Below are 24,890 nucleotides of genomic sequence, written 5' to 3'. Positions count from 1 at the left end.
TCAATAGAGTCCCAGTTGGGGCTCTTTTTTTGTGCCTATGATACACTTATATAAAAATTAAAAGGAGTTTTTGTATGAGACTCATTTCTATATGCCCTAGCAATACTGAAGTTCTTGCCTATTTAGGCTTAACGGATCAGCTTGTCGGACTCGACGACTTTTCTGATTGGCCTTCTTCAGTTCAACATTTACCTCGATTAGGTCCAGATTTGTCAATTGATATCGATGCACTAGAGGCATTAGAGCCTGATCTTGTATTGGCTTCACTCAGTGTTCCTGGTATGGAGAAAAATGTGAACGAATTAGTAGATCGTGGTATTCCCCATCTTGTGTTGAATCCTCAAAGTTTAAACGATATTGCAGAGGATTTACTGATTGTTGGTCACGCATGTGGTATTTCTGTTGAGGCTGAAAAGATCGTCTTGGAATACAGAAAATTTGTTGATGAAATGAAGATTCGCGCTACCCTTGTTTCCACTTATCCCGAATTATATTGGGAGTGGTGGCCGAAACCAATCTTTACACCAGGACAGGTAAATTGGTTAACTGAAGTCAGTGAAGTTTCTGGTGGGCGCAATGTCTTTCGTGACGTTGAATTGGCAAGTGTTCAGACAGATTGGGATGATGTAATGCGTCGCAATCCGGACTATATTTTCCTTGCTTGGGTTGGCGTTCAGCTATCTAAAGTGAATAAAAAAGTTGTTGAAAAACGGTCTGGTTATGAGAATCTAACAGATTTACAAAAGAACAATGTACATATAATGGAAGAAGAATTGTATTGCCGTCCCTCCCCGCGCCTTTTGGAAGGTGCGTTTAAGCTCGCCAATATCCTACATCCAGATATTTATGCCGATTTAGAATTACCTACATGGATTACTGAAAATAAGTGATTACGAAAAAAGCTGCCTTGATGACGATATTAGTCATCAAGGCAGCTTTACTTTTAAGGCAAAAATCATCACAGTTTAACGGTGGGTGGTGGTTAGTTGGAAACATGTCTTTTTTTCAATAAAAAAGACCGTTTTTATAAAAAAACGGTCTTTCCTCTTGTGTTATACGAATTTCACCATATGGTATTTCTTCTTGCCGCGACGTAAGATTGAGAACGAATCATCCAAACGATTTTCAGCATTCACGATGTGATCGACAGCCGTCAATTTTTCTCCATTGATTGAAATCGCTCCATTCGTTACATCTTCACGTGCTTGACGTTTAGATGGCGAAACTCCCGCTTCAACCAATAAGTCCACAATGTTTTTGTCTTCTTTTGGCAATTCAATGGAAGGGACATCTTTGAATACTTCTTTCATTTCACTTGCAGATAATGATTTTAAGTCTCCGCTGAATAATGCTTGTGTAATACGCAGTGCGTTATCCAATGCGTCTTGACCATGAATCATACGTGTCATTTCTTCAGCAAGCGCCTTTTGTGCTTTGCGTAAATGTGGCTCTTCCGCAACTGTCACTTCAAATGCCTCGATTTCTTCACGTGTCAAGAAAGTAAAGATTTTCATGTACTTGATTACATCTGCATCTGCTGTATTCAACCAGAACTGGTAGAACTCATATGGTGATGTTTTTTCAGCATCTAACCATACCGCTCCAGAAGCCGACTTACCGAACTTCGTACCATCCGATTTCGTCACAAGTGGAATGGTCATACCGAATGCTTTTGATTCTTCTGTATGGGTTTTACGAATCATTTCAAGTCCAGTCGTGATATTACCCCACTGATCAGATCCCCCTACTTGAATTCGACAGTTGTGAGAATTGTATAAGTGATTGTAATCAATTGCTTGAATCAACATGTACGAAAATTCCGTGAACGAAATTCCGCCTTCCAAACGTGAGGCTACCGTATCTTTCGCTAACATGTAGTTAACCCCAATGTATTTTCCATAGTCACGTAAAAATTCGATGACATTCATCGAACCGATCCAGTCACGGTTGTTAACCAAAACGGCTCCATTTTCAGAACCAAAATCAAAAATGCGTTCCATTTGAACTTTAAGACCTTTAACATTTTCATCAATTTGTTCAGTTGTTTGCAATTGACGTTCTTCGCTACGGCCAGACGGATCTCCAATCATTCCTGTAGCTCCACCAATCAACAGAATCGGTTGGTGGCCATGTAATTGAAAACGGCGCAATGTCAGTAAAGGAACGATGTGTCCAATGTGCATACTGTCCGCTGTAGGATCCACTCCACAATATAAAGAGATTGATTCTTTATTCAAAAGCTCTTCCATACCCGCTTCGTCAGTCAGCTGGTAGGCAAGGCCTCTCCATTTTAAGTCTTCGATTAATGCGTTTGTCATTTGCCATTCCTCCTTGAAAATATGAATTGCGTAACTCGCCACTTTAGCTCAACTCCGACGCTGGAAGAAACATATCGGAAACTTGTTTCCGATTGAGTTTCTGAAGCGGAGGTGCGAGCTGGCGCGTGGAGCTAGACATAAAAAAGTCCCTGCACGATTAATAAAAATCATGCAGGGACGCTAAATACAATTTGCGCGGTACCACCCAGCTTGAAGGAACCAGTCCTTCCGCTCATCAGACACAGTATCGTTGTGTTGACGTTTAAGCTCCCAGCCTGTAATTCATGTATGCACACTGACCAGCTTTCACCACCCGCTGGCTCTCTAAACAGCACTTGCATTCATTACTTCGGACTTTTCATCACTCAAAATAATATATATTTTTTCATTGTACGCTTTTATTGTTCGTTGTCAATAAATATATTAGGCATCTACCATTTTATGATATAATAGGACAAGATTTTAGGAGGTCGATTCGGTTGAATGATCAAGTAAAAAACTGGTTGAAAAAAATAAACGAAACATGGGATAGGTGGACGAATGCACAGTGGGCTAAAGGCTTGCGCATTACCTCAGGGGTCATCTGGAATCTCGCATTAATTTTGCTTATTGTCCTTTTGGTAGGCGGCGCATTTGCAGGATCGGTGGCAGCTGGATATTTCGCTTCACTAGTCGATCAGGAACCACTTCGTGAAGAAGCGGATATGCGCGCATCCATCTTCAGTTATGAAGAGACCTCAGAAGTATATTTTGCGAACAATGTGTACTTAGGGAAAATAAGAACAGATTTACAGCGTCGTGAAACGAAGCTTGAGGAAGTCTCTCCTTATGTCCTTGATGCAGTGTATGCAACGGAAGATGAATATTTCCCAGTACATGATGGAATCGTGCCAAAAGCTATTTTCCGTGGGCTACTGCAGGATGTAACGAATTCTGATAGCCAGACAGGTGGATCCACACTTACACAACAATTAATCAAAAATCAGATTCTCACAAATGAAGTTTCCTATGAACGCAAAGCAAAAGAAATTCTTCTTGCCATGCGCCTTGAAAAATTCATGGAAAAAGATGAAATTCTGGAAGCTTATTTAAATATCATCCCCTATGGCCGCAACGCTTCTGGAGCCAATATTGCAGGGATTGAAACCGCCGCAGAAGGAATTTTCAATGTCAAAGCAAAAGATTTAAATTTACCTCAGGCTGCTTTTATAGCGGGCATTCCGCAAGCACCTTTCGCTCATACACCATTCACTTCTGGAGGTTTATTGAAAGATGATGATGGTCTGAAACCAGGAATCGATCGGATGCTGACAGTTCTGTATCGTATGAAAGAAACCGGCTACATAACGGAACAAGAATATAACGGAGCGATTGCTTACGATATTAAAAAAGATTTCCGTTCTCCTGAATTATTACCTCAGGAAAGATACCCTTTCTTAACATATGAATTGGAACGCCAAGCAAAACAGATTATAGCGGAATTGTTAGCTGAAAAAGACGGCATTGACCCTTCTCGTTTAAAAGATGAAGAAAAATTAAATGAAAAATATACAATTATGGCCGACCGTGCAATGCGTAATAACGGCTACCGAATACATTCAACCATAGACAAAGAAATGTATGACGCTCATCAAAAAGTTAAAGATGAATTTAAAAACTATGGCCCATCTATCAAGGTTGAAAAATACAATGCTGAATCACAAAAAAATGAATGGGTTGAAGAACCTGTTCAGGTAGGCAGTGTGCTGATGGAAAATAGTACGGGCAGAATCTTAAGTTTTATCGGTGGACGTAGTTATGAAATTGAAGCATCAAATCATGCAACACAAAGATATCGTCAAAATGGTTCAACCATGAAGCCTTTATTAATTTATGCTCCTGCCATTGAGTATGGTGTGATCGGTGCTGGAAGTCCGGTCGTCGATGTTGCATTCAAAGACTATGTAGACGGCAGTGGAAATCCATACTCACCTGGAAACTTCAATAAAGAGCAAGAACTTGGTATCATTCCTGCCCGACAGGCACTGGCAACTTCACAAAACTTGGCAGCTTTAAGATTGTATAATCAAATTGTCGAAAAACGTCCAGCCGAATTTTTAAAAAAACTCGGATTCTCTCGTTTAATAGATGAGGATTATGTAAACCTTTCCGCTTCAATTGGTGGTATTAGAAATGGTGTCACAATTGAAGAAAACACAAATGCATATGCCACTTTGGCGAATGGTGGTCAATTTATCGATTCATATATGATTGAGAAAATTGAAGATGCTGATGGCAATATTATTTTCAAGCATCAATCAAAAGCTGTACCTGTCTACTCTCCACAAACATCATATATCGTAACTGATATGTTAAGAGATGTTTTATCTGAAGGTACTGGTAGACGGGCGCAATCGGAATTGAAATTCAATTCTGATTTTGCAGCTAAAACGGGAACAACAAATAATGCACACGATGTTTGGTTCATGGGATATAACCCTTCTATCACACTTGGTGTATGGCTAGGTTACGATACTCCAACCAATTTAAATATTTCGAATGGTACTTATCAACAACCAGGAACTCGCGTCAATATGTTATGGGCTAGATTGATGAATAGTTCATATGATGTGAATCCTGAACTGGTGGACCCAGCTGCCGGATTCAAGCAGCCTAAAGGCGTTGTCTCTCGTTCATTCTGTGCAATTTCAGGAATGTCTCCATCAGAAGAATGTTCTCGTGCAGGTCTTGTTAGATCTGATTTATTCAATGCCAACACTTACGTACCAAGGAAAGCAGATGATAGCTTCGTCTCATCATCTTACGTCATGATCGATGGCAAACGTTATCGCGCACTTTCGTCAACACCTAGCGAATTTGTAGTCAGTGGTGGAGTTGGTGTGAACAAAGACTTTATTAATCGTATGTTTGGCAATATCAACGGTGATGCAAGTAAGCTTTTTCCTCAAAATTCTAGTTTTGCAGACCGGGTAGTATCTGAAGATACATTCGATGCTGATGGGGCTTCACCGGGATCAGTTTCTGCTTCCATTTCAGGAAGAACTCTAACTTGGTCGAATTCCGCTTCCAAAGATGTCGTTGGATACCGAGTGTTCAAAAGTACTGGTGGCAATGCTTTGTTAACTTCCGTCAAAGAAGCAAGTGGCAACTCGTATCAATTGAGCAGCCCAGGCACATACTTCGTGGTTGCTGTGGATATTACAGGGAACCAATCTCCCGCATCCAATATGGTAAACGTAGAAGCACCTGAACCAGAACCTAAACCTGGTACAGAACCAAAGCCGAAGCCAGATCCAAAACCTAAACCGGATCCGAAACCTAAGCCGCCTCCAGTAGAGCCACCTCCAGTAGAACCACCTCCTGGAGATGGTGAAGGAGCATAAAATTAAAAAGCAGTGAAACTTATCAGCATCGATAAGTTTTACTGCTTTTCTATTTATCCAGCTTCAAGCGCCAGCCCACGCCTCCGCTTCACTCGGTTGGAGTCAGGTAGCGTGGCCAGCTTCACATTTCAAAGTGTCTAGATAAAATGACGTGATACGCTTTTCAATAAAGAAATGCCAACAGCTAGCACTGCAGTAGTGCAAACTGTTGGCATTTTCATTAATCTTCCATTGTAGATAAATCGCCTGTTGGTAAATCAAGTTCCCACGCTTTTAACACACGTCTCATGATTTTCCCACTGCGTGTTTTCGGTAGCTTGTCTTTAAATTCAATTTCACGCGGAGCAGCGTGTGCAGCTAATCCTTTTTTCACGAATTGTTGTATATCAGCAATCAATTCGTCCGAAGGTTCAACACCTTCTTTCAATGCTACGAAGGCTTTAATGATTTCTCCACGAACTGGATCCGGTTTTCCGATTACACCCGCTTCGACAATTGATGGATGCTCGAGAAGTTTGCTTTCCACTTCAAATGGTCCTACGCGTTCGCCAGAAGTCATGATGACATCGTCAATACGCCCTTGGAACCAGAAATACCCGTCTTCGTCCATATAAGCAGAATCTCCTGAAACGTACCATTCATCGTTAAGGAAATACGATTGATATTTTTCAGGATTATTCCAGATTTGACGCATCATTGATGGCCAGCCTTTTTTAAGTGCCAAGTTCCCCATTTGATATGGAGGCAACTCAACCCCACGATCGTCCACGATAGCTGCTTTCACACCTGGAATTGGTTTGCCCATTGATCCAGGGCGAATTGGCAAGCACGCATAGTTACAAATCATCTGAGCGCCTGTTTCTGTCATCCACCATGTATCATGTATGCGATGGCGGAATACTTCTGCTCCCCATCTGATTACTTCTGGATTCAATGGTTCACCGACAGATAAAACGTGACGCAGCGAAGATAAATCATATTCCTTCACTAAAGCATCGCCAGCTCCCATCAACATACGGAAAGCGGTTGGCGCACTATACCAAATCGTTACACCGAAGTCTTCAATCGCTTGGTACCATGCATCAGGAGAAAAACGTCCTCCTAACACAACCATTGTTGTTCCAGTTAACCATGGACCAAAAATTCCATAAGAGGTCCCTGTTACCCAACCTGGATCTGCTGTGCACCAATAAATATCCTGCTCTTTTAAATCCAACACCCATTTTGCAGTCTGATAATGTTGTACCATGGCTTCCTGTACGTGTAATACACCTTTAGGCTTGCCAGTTGAACCAGACGTATAATGAAGAACCAATCCATCTTCTTTATCGAGCCACTCCACTTGGAAATACTGAGACGCAGCTTTCAAATGTTTCATAAAATCTACTGTTTTATTATCTTCTTCCACGTTTTCGCCGACTAATAGTATTGTTTCCAGGTGAGGTAATTTATCTACCGGAATACGATTTAACAACTCTGGGGTCGTCACAATCGCTTTTGCTTCACTATCCGCTAAACGATCATAGACTGCACCTTCCATAAATGCCTCGAACAATGGTCCAACAATTACACCCATTTTAAGAGCACCGATTAACGCAAAATACAATTCAGGCGAGCGCGGCATGAAGATAAATAAACGGTCACCTTTTTCAAGATTTGTATGGGCTTTCAAGGCATTCGCTGCTTTGTTTGTCCATTTTTTCATTTCATTGAACGTATAAGATTCTTTGCGAATTGCATCTTTGTAATAAAGAGCGATTTTGTTTTTTCTGTCTGAATTTGCATGACGGTCAATGGCTTCGTGCGCCACGTTCATACGACCTGTCACATGCCAACTAAACGCCTTTTCTGCCTCTTTCCAATCGAAATTGGCTGCAGTTTCGTCGTAGTTTTGGAGTAAATAATCTCCTTGAACGACCGGAAGTACTTCAAGTTTCATTTCTACCACCCTCTCAATTACGATACAAATACTAGTTTACATTAAATTGAAAGTAAATGGCGAATAATTTTACTTTTTCGACTATGACTCTTCTAATCAAATTGAAAACGTTTTCCTTATGTTTTTTTCATGTATAATGAAACTACGTAATTCTTTTCAGGTGGTGTACAAATGGATCATAAAAAAACCTATAATGCCATGGAATTGAAGACTAAACATGGCCATTTAATTATCGAAGGACCTATATCATCAGCAGATCTTGCACGTTACGACTTTCATGATGATTTGGTGGCATTCCGACCTCCTGCCCAGCAACATAAGGCAATCATCGAAATTGCTAAGTTGCCAGAAGGCAGAATTCTGATAGCTCGTGACAACATGACCATTGTGGGCTATGTAACATTCTTGTATCCTGACCCTTTGGAACGTTGGTCGAAAGGGCAAATGAGCAACTTAATTGAACTGGGGGCCATTGAAGTCATTCCAAAGTTTCGTGGAACCGGTGTCGGAAAGAGCTTGCTTCACGTTTCGATGATGGATGATGCAATGGAAGATTATATCACCATTACTACTGAGTATTATTGGCATTGGGATTTAAAAGGTACTGGACTGAATGTATGGGAGTACCGAAAAGTGATGGAAAAAATGATGAATGCAGGTGGATTGGAATACTTTGCAACCGATGATCCAGAAATCAGCTCCCATCCGGCCAATTGTTTAATGGCTAAAATTGGTGCTCGTATTGACAATGAATCCATTCAACGCTTTGATCAGTTACGTTTTATGAATCGATTTATGTATTAATCCGCAAAGGAGTTTTTGACATATGATTGTGGAACAAATGATGAAAACAAATGTCCTGACCTTACAGCCTTCACATTCGATTAAAGATGCAATCAGTCTCCTTCGTGAAAGTAAGATCAGACACTTGCCGATTACCGATAATGAAGGCAAAGTAGTAGGGGTTGTATCAGATAGAGATATCAAAGATGCCACACCTTCCAATCGGATAGTAGGACATAATCAGGATATATACTCAACACCTCTTGAAGAAATTATGACGAAAAATCCTATAACCGGACATCCGCTGGACTTTGTTGAAGAAGTTGCCACGATTTTCTATGATCAACAAATTGGGTGTCTGCCCATCGTCAGTGGTGGGAAATTAGTTGGTATCGTTACAGAAACAGATTTATTATATAAATATATTGAATTAACAGGCGCCCACCAACCAGGTTCTCAAATTGAGGTTCGTGTACCGAATAAACCTGGTATATTATTTGAAGTTTCCAAAGTTTTTCATGATCATAATTCAAATGTATTAAGTGTTCTTGTGTATCCAGATATCCAAAATGACAACAACAAGATCTTGGTATTCCGTGTAATGACGATGAACCCTCTCGGAATTATTGAAGATATACGTAAAGAAGGTTTCGATGTGCTATGGCCGAACATGCCGGGAATGACAAACTAAAAAAACATGCGGTTTATATATATTCGGATGATCAATTGGGCTACAAATTTTCTGAGAACCATCCATTCAATCAGAAAAGGCTGACTTTGACCACCGATTTGTTGCGAAAAATGAATGCGCTTACAGATGAAGACATCATCGCTCCCCGCATTGCAACGGATGACGAGCTATTGCTTGCGCATGATGCACGATATATTGATATCGTCAAAAAAGCGAGCAAAGGGCTTGTCACTTCTGCAGAAACAGAGAGTTACGGTATTGGAACCGATGACACACCTATTTTTCCGAATATGCACGAAGCCAGTGCTCGTTTGGTCGGTGGCACGTTAACTGCCGTGGATTATGTAATGGAAAATAAAGCTTCGCATGCCCTAAATCTTGGTGGCGGACTGCATCATGGCTTTCATGGGCGCGCATCTGGATTTTGTGTCTACAATGACAGTTCGGTCGCTATTAAATACATACAGCAGAAGTATAAAGCCCGTGTACTATATATTGACACGGATGCTCATCATGGAGATGGTGTACAATGGAGCTTTTATGAGGATCCTGATGTTTGTACAATCTCCATTCATGAAACTGGGAGATACTTATTTCCTGGAACCGGTAATGTAACGGAACGTGGTACCGGTCAGGGTTATGGAACTTCATTCAATTTACCAATAGACGCCTTTACAGAAGATGAATCATTTTTGGAACTTTATATGACTGCTTTCCGAGAGATTGCTGCCTATTTCAAACCAGACGTCATCATCAGTCAAAATGGAGCAGATGCACACTATTTTGATCCACTGACTCATCTATATGGAACCATGAAAATCTACCACGAGATTCCGAAGCTTGCCCATCAGCTTGCCCACGAATATTGTGACGGCAAATGGATTGCCGTCGGTGGTGGAGGATACGATATATGGAGAGTGGTGCCAAGAGCCTGGTCGTTATTGTGGATGGAAATGAATAATATTCCACTTCCTCAAGTTAATCTACCGAAAGAGTGGTTGGAGAAATGGCAACCGGAATCACCCGTACCATTAATTCCCACCTGGTTGGATCCAGATAACTTATATGAACCCATACCTCGTAAAGAAGAAATTACCGAAAAGAATAAACAAGTGTTGAACAAGGCACTTTATTTAATTCGATCTCATTGAAAAAGGAGTGGACTACGCTATGCATAGTCCACTCCTTCCATTATTTCACGGAATCTCTTTCTTCAATTCGGTGTGGCAATATTACTGTTTTCTCATCAATTTGCTCTTTGTTCATATATTTTGTCAGCAGACGCATGGATACCGCTCCAATATCGTATAGAGGTAACACGATACTCGTTAATTCTGGACGTACCATTCGTGCTAGCTTCGAGTTTTCAAAACTAATGACTTCAATGTCGTTAGGAACATGGAAACCGGAATCCTGAGCTCCATGAATTAGCCCAATGGCCAGTTCATCGTTTCCTGCAAAGAAAGCCGTAGGTGCATCTTGCATACTCTTTAAATTACTGAATGCTGCATGCCCTGCGTCATAAGTGGCTTCACTTTCCACTACCAATTCTTCGTTCATATCAAGACCTGCATCCCCTAAAGCTTTTTCATAGCCTGTGAATTTGAATGCACGATTGATGGTGGACGATAATGACCCAGAAACGTACGCGATTCGTTTGTGATTATTTTGAAGCAAGCGATTAACCGCTTCATAAGCTGCCTGGTGATAGTCGATATTTACAGAAGGCATTTTCCCTGAAGGATCAATTGTACCTGCTAAAACGATTGGTACGGGCGATCGCTCCATCATATTTAACAACTCTGTCGATACATGTTCACTCATGAACACAATTCCATCCACTTGTTTTCCAAACATCGTTTCCAGGAGTTGTAACTCTTTATCTTCTCGCTGATCCGAGTTTGATAATATAATATTATAGCGATACATGGTCGCAATATCTTCTATTCCTCGTGCAAGTTCTGCGTAAAAAATATTTGATATATCTGGAATAATAACTCCAACTGTAGTTGTTTTCTTACTTGCCAGTCCTCTGGCAACCGCGTTTGGACGATACTCCAATCGTTCAATAACGTCCAGCACTTTTTTCCGAGTAGCCGGTTTTACATTCGGATTGCCGTTAACAACTCGTGAAACCGTTGCCATCGAAACGCTAGCTTCACGTGCTACGTCATAAATTGTAATTGTCATGTGCTTACACTCCCTGCTCGGTCCCTATCTCATACCATCATATAATAGTTTTCTGACGTTTTCCAACGTTACGTCAAACGAAAGAAAAATACCGGTTCAGAAATTGAACCGGTAAGATGCTTATGATTGAAATTCGTATGATTTCATGAACTTTTGAAGAGAATCGTAAAACTCGTCAAATTGCTGTAAGTTCATTTGTTGTGCTGCATCAGATAAAGCAACAGCTGGGTCTGGATGTACTTCAGCCATAACACCATCTGCACCAATGGCAATTGCCGCTTTCGCTGTAGGCAATAGTAAATCACGACGTCCTGTTGAATGGGTTACATCCACAAACACAGGTAAATGTGTTTCTTGTTTTAATATTGGAACTGCTGAAATATCGAGTGTATTACGTGTCGCTTTTTCGTATGTTCGAATTCCACGTTCACATAAAATAATTTGATCATTTCCTTGGGAGATGATGTACTCGGCAGCATGTATAAATTCATCAATCGTTGCAGCCATTCCGCGTTTCAATAACACCGGTTTGTTAATGGCACCTGCTGCTTTCAATAACTCGAAGTTTTGCATGTTACGTGCGCCGATTTGAACAACATCAATGTAATCTAATGCCTCTTCTAGATGATGAGGTGTCACAATTTCAGAAACAACTGCAAGATTGTATTGCTCTGAAACACGCTTAAGGATTTTCAAACCTTCAAGTCCAAGACCTTGGAAATCATAAGGTGATGTACGAGGTTTGTAAGCTCCTCCTCGGATCATTCTCAAGCCTTTATGTTGGATTGCATTTGCTACAGCTGCAACTTGATCAAATGATTCTACAGCACATGGACCGAATACAAATGATGGCTTGCCTTCTCCAATGCGTTCCCCATTGATTACAACAATTGTATCTTCTGCTTTCTTTTTACGAGAAACAAGAAGTGCTTTACGGTGATCATCTTCCTGAAGCTCCAATGCAGTTTTAAAGATTTCCTTGAAAATATGATCTACAGTTGATTGCGGTAGTGGACCCGCATTGTTTTCTTTTAGTAAGTTCAACATATGACGTTCGCGAAGAGGATCATATCGGTTGACACCTTGCTTTTCTTTTACTTTTCCAATTTCTTTTACGACTGCAGCACGCTCATTGATTAAACGAAGAATTTCTAAGTTTAATTCGTCAACATTTGTGCGTAAGCTATCTAATTCTTGATGGCTCATACCTTGATCTCCTCTCTTACCCATACAAAATCCACGAAATTCAATCGGAAGATGTATGATGCTTTTTTTGATAATAGAACCATTATAGTATGTACATTTCTAAAAGTCACGCAAAACATCTTTAACGCTTCAACGCGCGAAAGTTTCAATGCTAATTGTAATCATTGTTTTATACAAGATAAAGCCCACATATTAACTATGCGGGCTTTTTAAAACTTAATATTATAGACTTTTCTTGACTTCTACAGCTTCTTTTAATGCTTGTGCGGTTGAAGTTTCGTTTGAGCTTTCCCCAACAACTTCAGACGCTGTATTCGTTACAGTTTCCATGAAGTCAATTGGCTCTTCCCCTTCTGATGAAACTGTACCATCATCCATTAATGTTGGCGTTTTTGATTTAATTGACTTGACCTTATCTACCAAAGGACCTGATTTTTCTTTTAATTGAGTTGATAATTGAGACGTTTTTACTTTGGCAGTTGATGATAAATCAACCGTTTTTTCTTTTAGATAAGAAGCTTGAGTTGTCACATCTCCACGAAGCTCAGCACCCGATTTTGGAGCAAGGAATAAAGCAGTAGCTGCTCCAATAATTCCGCCTACCAATGCACCGATTAAGAAATCCTTAGAATTCATATCATCACTTGATTTTGAATAAATTGGATCTCGGTGCTGTCCATTGGAATACTCATACGCTTGTGGAAGATAGGCTTCCGTCTGATTGGATTTATTCGAATAAAACTCGTGGTTGTACTTCGCTTCGTTATAATTTGGTTTAAATTGTGTCATGTTGGTTCCCCCTTATTTTTTTGTATCTCTATTTGATTTATCTGGTTCGCTTGCATAAATCGTGTAGCCTGCTCTAGCTTCTTCAATTGCTTTTCTTTCTTTCCACTTGTCGCGAATGCCTAGAGCAACATTGCTCCATTGCACAACTTGCGCAATCTTATCTTCATTGCGTTCTACCTCTGTCGTAATTGACGATGTAATGCGTCGGATTGATGTATTTAAGCCATTTACTGACTCCCCTACATTTTTCACGGCATCTACAACACTGTTAAGTTTTTCAGATTTATTTTGAATATCTGAAGCCAAACCATTTGTCTTATGCAATAATTCTGTTGTCTCTCTTGTTACTCCTTGTAATTGACCTTCTAATCCAGACATTGTGTCTGAAAATTCATTAAGCGTCTTCTTCAGCGATGTAAATGTCATCGCAAGACTAACGCAAAGAACGAGAAAGCCTATAGCTGCAACCAACGCTGCTATGTATAATATTATTTCCATTCGAGTTCCTCCTCTAGATTGTACATACTACCTATCTTCCCACACATAGCGGTAAATAAACATCTATGTTATCTTTATTCCACAAAAACATTTTATTTCCTCCATAAAAATAAAACTCCAGTCAAAAAAGACCAGAGTTTTGTGAAATTATATTTTTTGTTCGAAGGCAGCTTGGAACTTTTGAACATCCCCTGCACCCATGAATAAGTATACAGCATTTTGATGCTTCAGTAACACATCAATTTCTTCGGTTTTCAGGACAACACAGTTGTCAATCAGATCACATAAATCATCGATGGTTAAGTCTCCTGCATTTTCACGTGCTGATCCGAATATATCACACAAATATACGTTATCAGCCGTTTCCAAGCTCTCTGCAAACTCCTTAAGGAATGTGCGCGTGCGTGAAAACGTATGAGGTTGGAATATTGCAATGACTTCACGATTTGGATACTTCTGACGAGCCGACTGGATGGTTACTTTGATTTCAGTCGGATGGTGTGCATAATCGTCAATTAAGATTCGATTTCCTTTTCTGCTTTCAGCAAAACGGCGTTTGACGCCACCGAATGTATGCAACTGCTGCTGAATAATATCAGCAGGGATTCCTTCGTAATTACACAAAGAAATGACAGCCAATGCATTTAGTACGGCATGGTCTCCGAATGAAGGGATTTCAAATGTACGATAAAATTCATTTCGAACGAAAACATCGAATGTAGACCCAGAAGTCGTTTTCACCACATTACGAGCTTCAAAGTCATTTTCTGAGCCAAATCCATAAAACACAACGGGAACATTGGCATGGATTTTTTGTAGATGTTCATCATCACCACATGCAATAATGGCCTTATTCACTTGAAGCGCCATTGATTGGAATGCCTCAACCACATCGTCGATGCCACCAAAATAATCCGGATGATCAAAATCGATATTAGTCATGATCATGTAATCAGGATGGTATGCTAAGAAATGACGACGGTATTCACATGCTTCAAAAGCAAAGTATTGTGCTTGCGATTCACCATGACCCGTTCCATCTCCAATTAAATATGAAGTCGGTGCAAAGCCACTTAATACATGTGACATCAAACCCGTTGTAGAAGTTTTGCCATGTGATCCTGTAATACCTACCGAGATGTACTGGCCCATTAAGTTCCCTAAAAACTTGTGATAACGGATTACATCGATTCCTAATTCGTTAGCACGAATCAGTTCTTCATGATTGTCTTTAAATGCATTCCCCGCAATTACGGTCATGCCTTTTTCAATATTATCTGCGTTAAATGGCAAGATTTTGATGTCACGTTCTCGTAGTGGATCTTCAGTGAAGAAATGTTTCTCTATATCAGAGCCCTGAACCTGGTTCCCTGCATCGTGCAAAATTTGTGCAAGTGAACTCATGCCAGACCCTTTAATTCCTGTAAAATGAAACACTGTCATTTGTATAAACCTCCTGGGAAAGGTGCCCGTACTTTATTATCAATAATTCCTTACCCCATTATATCATCATTTAATCTTGCCTAGAAATGAACGATTTTTCCCACAATTATATAGACCTGGCTGGGGTTATTCTCAATTCCATTGTCAATCATTGAAGAGAAGCTGTAAATCATTTTCTGTAATGAAAACTTCCCGTGCTTTACTTCCTCTTGATTCCGAAACATATCCATGCTGTTCCATTAAGTCAACAAGTCTTGCTGCACGGTTGTAGCCTATATGAAACTTACGTTGAAGCAGTGAAGTTGAAGCAGAACCTTGTTCCAAAATAAATCGGCACGCTTCTTCAAATAACTCATCCTGATCTTCTGCCACTTCCAGACGACGTACCAATTCCTCTTGCTCAAATAAATATGATGGTTCTCCTTGACTACGTGCGTGTTCAATAATTTCTTCCATCTCTTCATCCGTTACATAGGTCCCTTGTATACGGATTGGCGCAGACATACCATTGCCGAGGTAGAGCATGTCGCCTCGTCCGAGTAACCTTTCAGCACCTTGGACATCCAAAATCGTGCGCGAATCTATTTGTGAGGATACTGAAAATGCGATACGAGTCGGGATATTTGCTTTAATCAGTCCTGTTATGACATCTACAGACGGACGTTGTGTAGCGACCACTAAATGAATCCCGCAAGCACGTGCTTTTTGGGCAATCCGACAAATGGATTCTTCCACTTCCGTAGGTGCCATCATCATTAAGTCTGCCAATTCATCAATAACAATCAACAAATAAGGCATTTTTTGTGCAAATTGTCTTTTCTCTTCTGCCATTGCATTATAACGCGTGATATCCCTTACCCCTGTATGAGCAAACAGCTGATAACGGCGTTCCATTTCTTCTACTGCCCATTTTAGTGCAGCAGTTGCAGCCTTAACGTCAGTAATGACGGGACTGACGAGATGAGGGATATGATTGAAGGGTGCCAGTTCTACCATTTTCGGATCAATCAGGAGTAAATTTAATTCTTTCGGCGTGGCTTTATATAATAAGCTGATTAATAAAGAATTAATACAAACTGACTTACCTGATCCCGTTGCTCCCGCAATTAAGCCATGTGGCATTTTACGCAAATCAATGGTAATAGGTGTCCCAGTCAAATCTAATCCGAGAGCTGCTTCTAGCGGTGAGTCAGAATCCGTGAAGTTTGAACTCCCGACAACTTCCGATAGACGGACAGGACGGGACGTTTGGTTTGGAATTTCAATTCCAATCGAACTTTTCCCAGGAATCGGTGCCTGTATCCGAATGTCTTTCGCAGCAAGTGCCAATTTCAAATCATCCGCCAGATTACGAATTTTGCTTACTTTCGTCCCTTGACCGACTGTCATTTCAAATTGTGTGACAGCAGGACCTTGAACCATGCTTACAATTTCCGCTTTAACTTGGAAATAAGACAAGGATTCGATTAATCGAGCAGCTTGCATGCTCATCCACTCGTTATCTTGCGTCTTTTGCTCAGGTGGTACTAAATATCTCTCTCTCGGGAAAATATAGCCAGGCTGACTATCTTCCACAACTGCATGATCAAGTTGTTGGTCCTGACCAGTCGACCTTTCAACAGGAGCATCCACTGGCTGTTGTTCGATTGGTTTACTAGGAATCTCTTGTTTTGGCATTATAGTAGGTATCATATTTGTTCGTGTTGTGGCTTGCTGATATTTTGCCTTATCAGAATTAAGCATCATCACATTAAAAGGCAAAGATTTCTTTTTCTTTTCTGTTAATGGGATGTCGGTTACTTGCTCATCAATAGCCGATGGCATCTCTACATCCAACTGTTCTTCAACCTTTACATGGGACTCATTTACAACTTCTTTTTGTATTGTGGCTGATTGTTCGAGCATTTCAGATTCTAATTGCTTGGAAATGTTTGTTTCAGTCGGTTTAACTTCAACAAATACACTCGCCTCTTGTTCAACGACTTTTATCTCATTCTTTTTAGCCAACAACTCATCAAAAGGAGATATTTTCGAACGGAAAGGTGTTTCCCGAACTATCTCTTTTTCTGTGATAGGTTGATGCTTTTTCATTTCCAGTTCGCTTTGTTTGATGATGGTTCCAGATGGCTTAATCGTCGGTGATTCACTTTCTTCGATAATGGAAGCCGCTGTTTCTTTATTCATTTCACCCATGTTCTTTTTGGCTAATAGATCATCAATCGGAGATATTTTTGGGCGATTGAAACCATGAATAGGGGATGGAACTTCTGAAGGAACAAACGGCTTCGACTGAACAGGCACTTTTGTTATTCTTGGCTTTACTTCTTGGAAGCTTTCTCTTGTGGTCGAAAAGCTATCTCTTGGACTCGGAATACTTGAGTGCTCTACTCTTGGTTTTGTCGCTTGATGGACAACTGTGTTTTGTCGCTTCTGTTGCCATTGTTTATGCATATATAAAGGTTGATATTCTTCTTCCTTTTCTCCATCATCTAAATCAGCATCTTCTGAACGATCTTTCTCATCATCGCTGATTAAAGGGAATCGGAAAGGTGTTTTGGTCTCTCTGTATGTAGTCTGCTCAATTTCTTCTATTAATATTACTTCTTCTTTTTCTATTGATTCTTCTGAAAATACTTTTTTTAATGTTTTGGTCAACCAATTCAATACAAACCCTCTTTTCGTGTCAATGCTTCCATTTTAGCAGGTTTGTAAGTCAAATCAAACGGCTTAAAAAAACTCTGCGCATCAAAATCCTTGAGTACACAGAGTTTTACCTAGTTTATGCTTGGAAAGCTGATCCTATTTCAGCAGTGTCTTCTAATACTAAAATCCCTTTTTCGGTAGGTGCATCTGGTAAAGCCAATTCTTTCGCCGAACAAATCATACCACTCGATGCAACGCCACGTAATTCTGCATCTTTGATCATTAGACCACTTGGCATCACAGCGCCAACCTTTGCTACTACTACTTTTTGGCCCGCTTCCACATTCGGGGCTCCACATACAATTTGAAGCGTTTCTTCGCCCACTTCAACTTGGCAAACATTTAATTTATCAGCATTTGGATGTTTTTCTTTAGAAGAAACATAGCCAACTACAAATTTAGGCGAAAAGTCGACCTCTAATTTCAAGTCAAAATCATGATTGATCAGCAGTTGTTGTAAAGATTCCACGATTTCTTTTGTTACTTCAACGGAGCCTTGCTCAGTCAATTGAAGATATTTACTCGAGTTAAATACATTAAATGCCCCAACTTTGCCTGTCTCTGCATCTTTGATTAACGTAATGTCACCTGTTGTTTCAGTTATCACTTCTTCAAATGTATGTGTGACCAGTTGTACTAAAAGCACATCTCCGACACCCTTTGTATTGTAAAAAATATTCATTTGTCATTGTTCTCCTTTTGTACGCGATTTTTGGCCATAATAAAGATCGGTTCCAATTCCCCGTCTTCGTAAATGAAAGATAAAGATGTGATTGGCACTTTACCTACTGTAAAGAAATGCATGGTTAACTGGGCAAGTACATCATAACCTGCTTCGTTTCGAATATCTCCGATGATTAACACATCTTGATGAGGAACTGACAATGTCATATCTCCTGTAATTTTCGTTTGCATATCTTTCAAAAATTGTTCATTTAAAATACGACTGGCGTCATATCCATCGTTCGCATTGACAAAGTAAAATATATTACCTGCCACATGGTCTTCTTTCATGTCGGTTGATAGTTTTCTGACTTGGAAACGCGCAGCTTCTTTCATCTCTGAATCTGTGATATTTAACTGACTCATCATTTGTTCATCGAGCAATCGATACGTGTTCCCCAAATCCAGTGCATAATAGATTCGTGTTTCCGCTGTATGATCAGTAACAACGAATGCATGTCCTTCATTCGATTTCAAAGGGAATGAAGTTGAACGGATAACAGGATATATATGTGATGTTGATTTGGTCAAGCCTTTGGTTTCCTGTTCCATCGCCTCGAAAGTCTGGCTAATGGTATAGACAACCTCTTGGATTGCCAGATCTTTTTTCATTTCATATTTAGCCAAAATTTCTGGCAATGAAATTTCCATACCTTTATTCAACCCAGTATGATTCAGACGCATTCGATCAGTTTTTTTATCATGTTGCCACGTGAATGAAGGATTCGGTAGTTCTTGCTTTAATCGTTCAACTAATTGTTCTGGTTTCAAAATTTCACATCCTTTACAAAAGGAAGCGGTTCCTACCATTTGGGCGGAACCGCTCTCATAATATTGGAACATTCTAAAGAAGTTCTGTTAGGAATTGTTCTATTTCTTCCTTAGTTTTACGGTCTTTGCTGACAAAACGCCCTGCTTCCAGTCCGTTTCTAAAGACTAAGAAACTTGGAATTCCATATATCTCTTGTTCTGCACACAAATCAATAAATTGATCCCGGTTAACAGATACAAATGTGAAGATTTCAAACTTCTCTTCAACCTCTGGCATGAAAGGGTCAATAAAATGACAATCCGGACACCAGCCAGCCGTAAATAGAAACACTACATCTTCCGTTAATTTCAGAGCTTGGAATTCTTCAACAGATTGTAAATCTCTCATTTGAATTCCTCCTTTATGAATCAATTTTTACAGAACGAACAATTTCCATCATTTGCTCCATGTTCTCCGAAATGTTAGCTTTATCCGAAATGGTCGTTAGTTTCACGCCACCGATACTTGCCATAATTTCGTATTGTTCCTCACCTGATGGTAAAACAGCGATGAAACCAAAGCGACCATTTTGCTCAAAAGTCTCTTGAGCTTTAATGTCATCTTTTTTCTCAGCTTGTAATAAATCATAAAATAAATGACTATCTTGTTGTTCATTCGGGTTTACAAACAACACATACGATTCGTCGTTATCCTTCATGACGATGTTCGTTTCGTCCGAATCTTCCTCTATAGAAAAGCCTTTTGGAACAAATAATTCAACATTTTCAATTTGTTCATTCGGCTCAGCTGATTCATTTTGAAAAGCTTCTTTTGCAGCATTTATTCCTTCTCCCATTTGTTCTTCAGGAGTTGCAGAACAAGCAACTAAAGTTACTAATAAGAAAGGTGCGATCGCAATTCGCATCCATTTTCGTCTCATGTTTTTCCCTCCTATCTAAGAAAGCACTATGTTCTATTTTAATATGGTTCCCATATCGTTGCAACTTAAGTCGTTTTTTGCGTAGGATTGGCATACAAGTATTGACCTATCAATAGTTTGACAATGTGTTCAAACATCACACTGCGATTGACAAGTCCGTTTGTGAACACACCTACGGCTCCTTCTTTATGTCGTATTCCCACTTGTTTTGTGTAGGATTCCATTACAGGTCCAAGCTCTTCCCCAATTCGGATGGGTTCCGCCACTTCTGCAGGCAAAGGAATCTGGGCGCCTCCAGCGATAAATTGCTGACCTGTTTTCGTATGCAGTACACCCCAGTTGCAAACAAACAGTTGACCATTTATCTCTTTCACTCCTCCCTCGAGTCCGAAAGAAATTTCCGCTTGGGATTCCTTGAAAGCTAACCATGCTCGGTTTTTTGCACCGAGTAAAGTTTCTTCGTCTCCAATTGGTTGATCCGAAACATTCGAGGGTACAGAAACTGAAAAGAAATCCACATTTTCCAGTAATGAAGAACATATATTTTCTACTGCGTTCACTTTTGCCTGATTTTTTGTTCCAATAGCAATTTTCATATGAGTCTCCTTGAATTCCGCACAAAAAAAGCGCCTTTTCAGGCACTTCTTTATTATTTTGGTTTACTATACATTTTGTCGAATGGTATCGAGTGTTGTTTTGTCAGCAGAACGGACTAATTTCACAATTAATTCTTTTGCCGCTGCATAATCGTCCGTGTGAATAATTGAACCCGATGTATGAATGTATCGTGAACAAATCCCTACAACTGCACTCGGTACGCCTTCATTTGACATGTGTACGCGTCCAGCATCAGTTCCACCTTGAGATATGAAATATTGATATGGAATATTGTGTGTTTCAGCAGTATCCAATACAAATTCACGCATTCCACGATGTGTAATCATGGAGCGGTCAAAAATACGGAGCAATGTTCCTTTACCAAGTTGACCGAATTCTGATTTAGAACCAGACATATCATTTGCAGGACTCGCATCCAAAGCGAAGAACAAATCAGGTTTGATTAAGCTTGCAGCTGTTTGTGCTCCTCTTAAACCCACTTCTTCCATTACATTGGCACCTGAATAAAGTGTGTTTGGTAATTTTTCATCTTTCAATTCTTTTAGCAATTCAATCGCAAGGCCACAACCATATCGGTTATCCCATGCTTTCGCTAATATTTTTTTATTATTTGCCATTGGCGTAAATGCACAGACCGGGACAATTTGCTGACCAGGTCGGATACCAATTTTTTTGGCATCTTCCAAATCATCCGCACCAATATCAATGAGCATATTTTTAATATCCATTGGTTTGTTGCGTACAGCATCACTTAATAAATGTGGGGGAATCGAACCGATGACTCCTACAACTGGTCCATTATCTGTAATAATTTCGACACGCTGTGCAAGTAAAACCTGGCTCCACCATCCACCTAATGGCTGGAATCGTAACATTCCGTTTTTTGTGATTTGCGTCACCATAAAGCCGACTTCATCCATATGTCCTGCAACCATGATACGAGGACCTTGGTCATCCCCTTTTTTCAATCCAAAGATGCCACCTAAATGGTCTTGGACAATTTCATCAGAGTATTTTTCAAGTTCGCTTCTCATAAACTTTCTCATGGCATGTTCATTGCCTGGAGCTGCTGGAAGTTCAGTTAATGTTTTAAATAATTGAAGTGTTTCTGAGTTCAATGTCTTATCCCCCTAAGTACTTACAGTCTTTCATATTGTAGTCGATTTATCAGAACATTTCCATCTTTTTTCTTTCGACAATCGAATTATTCGCATGAGTGATTTACACACTGTTTGGCGGACTCAATTATGATACACTGAAAAAAATGGTTTTATTAGGAGGTTATTTAATGAGAACGAGAGATTTACTTCTTGGATTTTCCACGGGTATCGCGGCAGGATTTTTAATTCGCGAAGCTGCCCATCGAATTGACCCAACGAAACCGGCCGAACTTGTTTTGCATGGCATCAAACAATCATTTAAAGCTGAAGGACCTATTGATGGTTCGTGGATTTATATGAAGACAGAACCTTTCAAACGTCAAGCGATCTCGACTGATGTTTACAGAGGTGGCATTTCACGCGTGCATGAAGGGGAAATCGAGCAATTCGAATTTTTCGCAGATGCACGTACAGGTACTGTCGTTGAATTAATCAAAATATAAGACAAAAGCGATCCCATTTTGCGGGATCGCTTTTTTTATAATAAAAATTGCAAGGAGTTTAATATGGAGTCTTTTCATCAATCTTCTTTCTCTACTTCTTCATACAAATCGTGGTCGCCAACATAAATCGGTCCGTTTGCATAATCGATTCTGATTGGCCATTCACACGGAATGGATAAACGGCTGCAAACACCTATGAAAATCTCCTCGATTAAAATCACTTTCTACTGCAAATTGTTTTCTAATACATATCCATTTTTCCAAGTACCAATTAATAAATATTGATTATCATCACTAAATTCCGCAAAACAAGCATACTGTATAGTTTCAGTCATTAAGACTTCTAAGTCTTCGTAACGTAAAATTAGAATCATTTCATCATAAGTAACTACAATATATTTACCAGTAGAAGACTGATGAAAATAAGTGACATACATACCGGGTCTTCTTCCCTTTATTTCAGTGTATAAAGTCTTTTCCCTCAATACTTTTTTAAAGGTTGAATCCACAACAATAAGTTTATAATTCTCTTGCATTACTATATATACATCATGGATTGGATCATAGATAACGTACTTCCAATATAATCTATTGGGATGACTTAATAGAGAAATCTCATGAGTTGACTCTTTAATTTTTAATAATTTATATTCACGTATGTCCTCAGCTTTATTATCATATTCGAGGGTAAATAGATGATAATCTTCAGATGGAATATACTGATGGTATGTAAATCTAGTAATAGTGTCTTCGTAGGTAGTAATTACTTTGGAATCAGCATTATCCAAGTTAATTGAAGCAAGTTGGTTCCCGTTTTTAGTCTTAACCATATCTATAATTTTGAAGGGGTCTTTAGTTATTGCAAATCTCCCCTCTGTCATTTTCAATGATTTATTTGATTGGATGTTTTTGACTAACTGAAACGTAGTCGTATCATAAACACAAAGAGTACCGAGAGCGTTTTTGATGTATAAATAATCATTATTTCTTGAAAACACTAAATCACCAGGATGTTTTGGTTTGGTTAGTTCAGCAACCTTTTCCCATGATTTAGTATCAAATACTATCGTCTTACCTCCCATCGTATGACATAATAATCCTTGATCATTGGACATTTTTATTTCGAATGATGTTTTAAGTTTTTTGATGATATTCATTTGAAACATGGTCATTCCCCTTTAACACTGCAAGTCTTAAACTGTTTTAGACAATTATTCCACACTATCCTTGAACTACTCAATAAGTCAAAATCCCCTCCGATATCATTCTAGCGAAAGAATTCCTTGCATTGACAAGGGGGAGATGTGACGATCCCACATCTCCCCCCTTGTTCATTTAATAGGCAATGGTACAGCCTCTGAAGTTATCCGAAAACCCAAGAATAAAAGCATTTATAAAAGTTCAGAAATTAAAAGGTATTAATTATTTGTCCGTTCTAATTTCTCGATGATTTCTTTTCCTGTTTTATCCCACTTGATCAATCTGTAGTAAGCATCATGATAGAAGATAAATGAATGACCGTTTGCTAACGCTTCTTTCATTATTTTTTCTTTGGCAAAAACGGAAGTCATTGGGTAGTCGTCAAAAGCCAGTACCCACAATGGATTTTGATGGGCATGTGTTGGCATGATATCCGCCATGTGGATGATCGTTTCGCCATTTTGTTCGAGCTTGATGATGCTATGCCCTTCACTGTGTCCCCCTGTATGAACCATTCGGACTCCTGGAAGTACTTCAAGCTCTCCTTCGAATGTTTCAACCTGGCCTTGGATTGCTTCCCAATTTTCTTTCCAATATGTATTCCTTGAACGGATGTTTGGGTTACGCACTTCGTTCCATTCAATAGCAGATAAGTGAATTTTCGCATTCGGGAAAGTAGAAACAAGTTGATCATTTTCTCTTCTTGTCAGACCAGAAGCATGATCGGCATGCATATGTGTCATGAGAACGTAATGAATATCATCAGTTAAGAGCCCTAACATAGCCAATGAATCCTCGAGTTGTGACTGTGCTTTTACCCCATTATTGCGTAATTGTCGCTCGTCCATTTTATTAAACCCAACACCGGTATCAATCAATAAGTTTTTCCCATCTACTTGAATCAGAATTGGGTCGGTACTCATGGCAATTTGGTTTGATTCGTTGGCAGGGTATTTTTTTGACCATACCATTTTGGGTACCACCCCAAACATGGAACCCCCATCTAAGTTTGTCGAGCCTCCGTTTAACCATGATAAAGTCATTTTGTGAAATATATATTGATCCATATGGAACCCTCCTTTGTACTGTTTTCAGTGTATCAAAAAACGCCA

At 39.6% G+C, this 24,890-nt stretch carries 23 protein-coding genes; 6 read left to right on the top strand and 17 right to left on the bottom strand.

What is annotated here, in order from left to right:
• Positions 1–74 precede the first annotated feature (74 nt).
• Positions 75–890, top strand: a complete 816-nt coding sequence (locus tag MHH33_RS06290; protein ID WP_016426601.1) for a cobalamin-binding protein — start codon at positions 75–77, stop codon at positions 888–890.
• A gap of 162 nt (positions 891–1,052) precedes the next feature.
• Here MHH33_RS06290 and tyrS read toward each other — a convergent pair whose 3' ends face one another.
• The gene (tyrS, locus tag MHH33_RS06285) at positions 1,053–2,318 is read right to left on the bottom strand and encodes a tyrosine--tRNA ligase (RefSeq protein WP_342543240.1); all 1,266 of its coding nucleotides are present in this window, start codon (positions 2,316–2,318) and stop codon (positions 1,053–1,055) included.
• 479 nt (positions 2,319–2,797) lie between these two features.
• On the opposite strand from tyrS, the gene MHH33_RS06280 reads away from it, so the two are divergent.
• Entirely contained in the window at positions 2,798–5,701 is a 2,904-nt protein-coding gene (locus MHH33_RS06280) for a transglycosylase domain-containing protein (RefSeq protein ID WP_342543239.1), read from the top strand.
• A 220-nt stretch (positions 5,702–5,921) separates the two neighbouring features.
• Here MHH33_RS06280 and acsA read toward each other — a convergent pair whose 3' ends face one another.
• The gene (gene acsA, locus MHH33_RS06275; protein ID WP_016426598.1) at positions 5,922–7,640 is read right to left on the bottom strand and encodes an acetate--CoA ligase; all 1,719 of its coding nucleotides are present in this window, start codon (positions 7,638–7,640) and stop codon (positions 5,922–5,924) included.
• A gap of 171 nt (positions 7,641–7,811) precedes the next feature.
• On the opposite strand from acsA, the gene MHH33_RS06270 reads away from it, so the two are divergent.
• Genes MHH33_RS06270 through MHH33_RS06260 form a run of 3 tightly spaced genes read left to right on the top strand, consistent with a single transcriptional unit; the run spans position 7,812 to position 10,265 of the window.
• On the top strand, positions 7,812–8,444 hold the full coding sequence (locus tag MHH33_RS06270; RefSeq protein WP_016426597.1) for a GNAT family N-acetyltransferase: 633 nt from the start codon (positions 7,812–7,814) through the stop codon (positions 8,442–8,444).
• Between the two features lie 22 nt (positions 8,445–8,466).
• Positions 8,467–9,114 carry an acetoin utilization AcuB family protein gene (locus MHH33_RS06265; RefSeq protein ID WP_342543238.1) on the top strand — a complete coding sequence of 216 codons (648 nt, stop codon included), beginning with the start codon at positions 8,467–8,469 and terminating at the stop codon, positions 9,112–9,114.
• Positions 9,084–10,265, top strand: a complete 1,182-nt coding sequence (locus MHH33_RS06260; protein WP_342543237.1) for an acetoin utilization protein AcuC — start codon at positions 9,084–9,086, stop codon at positions 10,263–10,265. Before MHH33_RS06265 ends, MHH33_RS06260 begins: the two co-directional genes overlap by 31 nt.
• Positions 10,266–10,305: 40 nt before the next feature.
• Here the strand turns inward: MHH33_RS06260 and ccpA are convergent, their stop codons facing one another.
• The 12 genes from ccpA to MHH33_RS06200 all read right to left on the bottom strand — a co-directional run bounded on the left by ccpA (position 10,306) and on the right by MHH33_RS06200 (position 22,093).
• Positions 10,306–11,304: a catabolite control protein A gene (gene ccpA, locus MHH33_RS06255; RefSeq protein ID WP_016426594.1), complete on the bottom strand. Its 999-nt coding sequence runs from the start codon at positions 11,302–11,304 to the stop codon at positions 10,306–10,308.
• 120 nt (positions 11,305–11,424) lie between these two features.
• Positions 11,425–12,510 carry a bifunctional 3-deoxy-7-phosphoheptulonate synthase/chorismate mutase gene (locus MHH33_RS06250; RefSeq protein ID WP_016426593.1) on the bottom strand — a complete coding sequence of 362 codons (1,086 nt, stop codon included), beginning with the start codon at positions 12,508–12,510 and terminating at the stop codon, positions 11,425–11,427.
• 222 nt (positions 12,511–12,732) lie between these two features.
• Entirely contained in the window at positions 12,733–13,299 is a 567-nt protein-coding gene (locus MHH33_RS06245; protein ID WP_342543236.1) for a YtxH domain-containing protein, read from the bottom strand.
• Between the two features lie 12 nt (positions 13,300–13,311).
• On the bottom strand, positions 13,312–13,797 hold the full coding sequence (locus MHH33_RS06240) for a DUF948 domain-containing protein (RefSeq protein ID WP_016426591.1): 486 nt from the start codon (positions 13,795–13,797) through the stop codon (positions 13,312–13,314).
• A gap of 147 nt (positions 13,798–13,944) precedes the next feature.
• Positions 13,945–15,240: a UDP-N-acetylmuramate--L-alanine ligase gene (murC, locus tag MHH33_RS06235; RefSeq protein WP_342543235.1), complete on the bottom strand. Its 1,296-nt coding sequence runs from the start codon at positions 15,238–15,240 to the stop codon at positions 13,945–13,947.
• A gap of 144 nt (positions 15,241–15,384) precedes the next feature.
• On the bottom strand, positions 15,385–17,904 hold the full coding sequence (locus MHH33_RS06230) for a DNA translocase FtsK (RefSeq protein WP_342543234.1): 2,520 nt from the start codon (positions 17,902–17,904) through the stop codon (positions 15,385–15,387).
• A gap of 115 nt (positions 17,905–18,019) precedes the next feature.
• Positions 18,020–18,625, bottom strand: a complete 606-nt coding sequence (gene ytpR / locus MHH33_RS06225; RefSeq protein WP_342543233.1) for a YtpR family tRNA-binding protein — start codon at positions 18,623–18,625, stop codon at positions 18,020–18,022.
• The gene (locus tag MHH33_RS06220) at positions 18,622–19,437 is read right to left on the bottom strand and encodes a DUF1444 domain-containing protein (protein WP_342543232.1); all 816 of its coding nucleotides are present in this window, start codon (positions 19,435–19,437) and stop codon (positions 18,622–18,624) included. The genes ytpR and MHH33_RS06220 overlap by 4 nt, the downstream gene beginning before the upstream one ends.
• Positions 19,438–19,510: 73 nt before the next feature.
• On the bottom strand, positions 19,511–19,825 hold the full coding sequence (locus MHH33_RS06215) for a thioredoxin family protein (protein WP_342543231.1): 315 nt from the start codon (positions 19,823–19,825) through the stop codon (positions 19,511–19,513).
• 13 nt (positions 19,826–19,838) lie between these two features.
• A complete protein-coding gene (locus MHH33_RS06210) occupies positions 19,839–20,357 on the bottom strand; it encodes a hypothetical protein (protein WP_342543230.1) in 519 nt (172 codons plus the stop codon).
• 65 nt (positions 20,358–20,422) lie between these two features.
• Positions 20,423–20,953: a DUF84 family protein gene (locus tag MHH33_RS06205; RefSeq protein ID WP_342543229.1), complete on the bottom strand. Its 531-nt coding sequence runs from the start codon at positions 20,951–20,953 to the stop codon at positions 20,423–20,425.
• A gap of 66 nt (positions 20,954–21,019) precedes the next feature.
• Positions 21,020–22,093: a M42 family metallopeptidase gene (locus MHH33_RS06200; protein ID WP_342543228.1), complete on the bottom strand. Its 1,074-nt coding sequence runs from the start codon at positions 22,091–22,093 to the stop codon at positions 21,020–21,022.
• A gap of 170 nt (positions 22,094–22,263) precedes the next feature.
• Here MHH33_RS06200 and MHH33_RS06195 point away from each other — a divergent pair, with 170 nt between their 5' ends.
• Positions 22,264–22,578 (top strand): hypothetical protein, encoded by a 315-nt coding sequence (locus MHH33_RS06195; protein ID WP_016426582.1) that lies wholly within the window; start codon positions 22,264–22,266, stop codon positions 22,576–22,578.
• Positions 22,579–22,655: 77 nt separating this feature from the next.
• Here MHH33_RS06195 and MHH33_RS06190 read toward each other — a convergent pair whose 3' ends face one another.
• The 3 genes from MHH33_RS06190 to MHH33_RS06180 all read right to left on the bottom strand — a co-directional run bounded on the left by MHH33_RS06190 (position 22,656) and on the right by MHH33_RS06180 (position 24,845).
• The gene (locus tag MHH33_RS06190) at positions 22,656–22,799 is read right to left on the bottom strand and encodes a hypothetical protein (RefSeq protein WP_342543227.1); all 144 of its coding nucleotides are present in this window, start codon (positions 22,797–22,799) and stop codon (positions 22,656–22,658) included.
• A gap of 3 nt (positions 22,800–22,802) precedes the next feature.
• The gene (locus tag MHH33_RS06185) at positions 22,803–23,744 is read right to left on the bottom strand and encodes a hypothetical protein (protein ID WP_342543226.1); all 942 of its coding nucleotides are present in this window, start codon (positions 23,742–23,744) and stop codon (positions 22,803–22,805) included.
• Positions 23,745–23,996: 252 nt separating this feature from the next.
• Positions 23,997–24,845 (bottom strand): MBL fold metallo-hydrolase, encoded by an 849-nt coding sequence (locus MHH33_RS06180; protein WP_342543225.1) that lies wholly within the window; start codon positions 24,843–24,845, stop codon positions 23,997–23,999.
• Positions 24,846–24,890 lie beyond the last annotated feature (45 nt).

It is taken from the genome of Paenisporosarcina sp. FSL H8-0542 (assembly GCF_038632915.1).
Taxonomy (GTDB): domain Bacteria; phylum Bacillota; class Bacilli; order Bacillales_A; family Planococcaceae; genus Paenisporosarcina.
The sequence above is the reverse complement of the archived record's forward strand: the minus strand, read 5'-3'. Positions and strand labels throughout refer to the sequence as shown.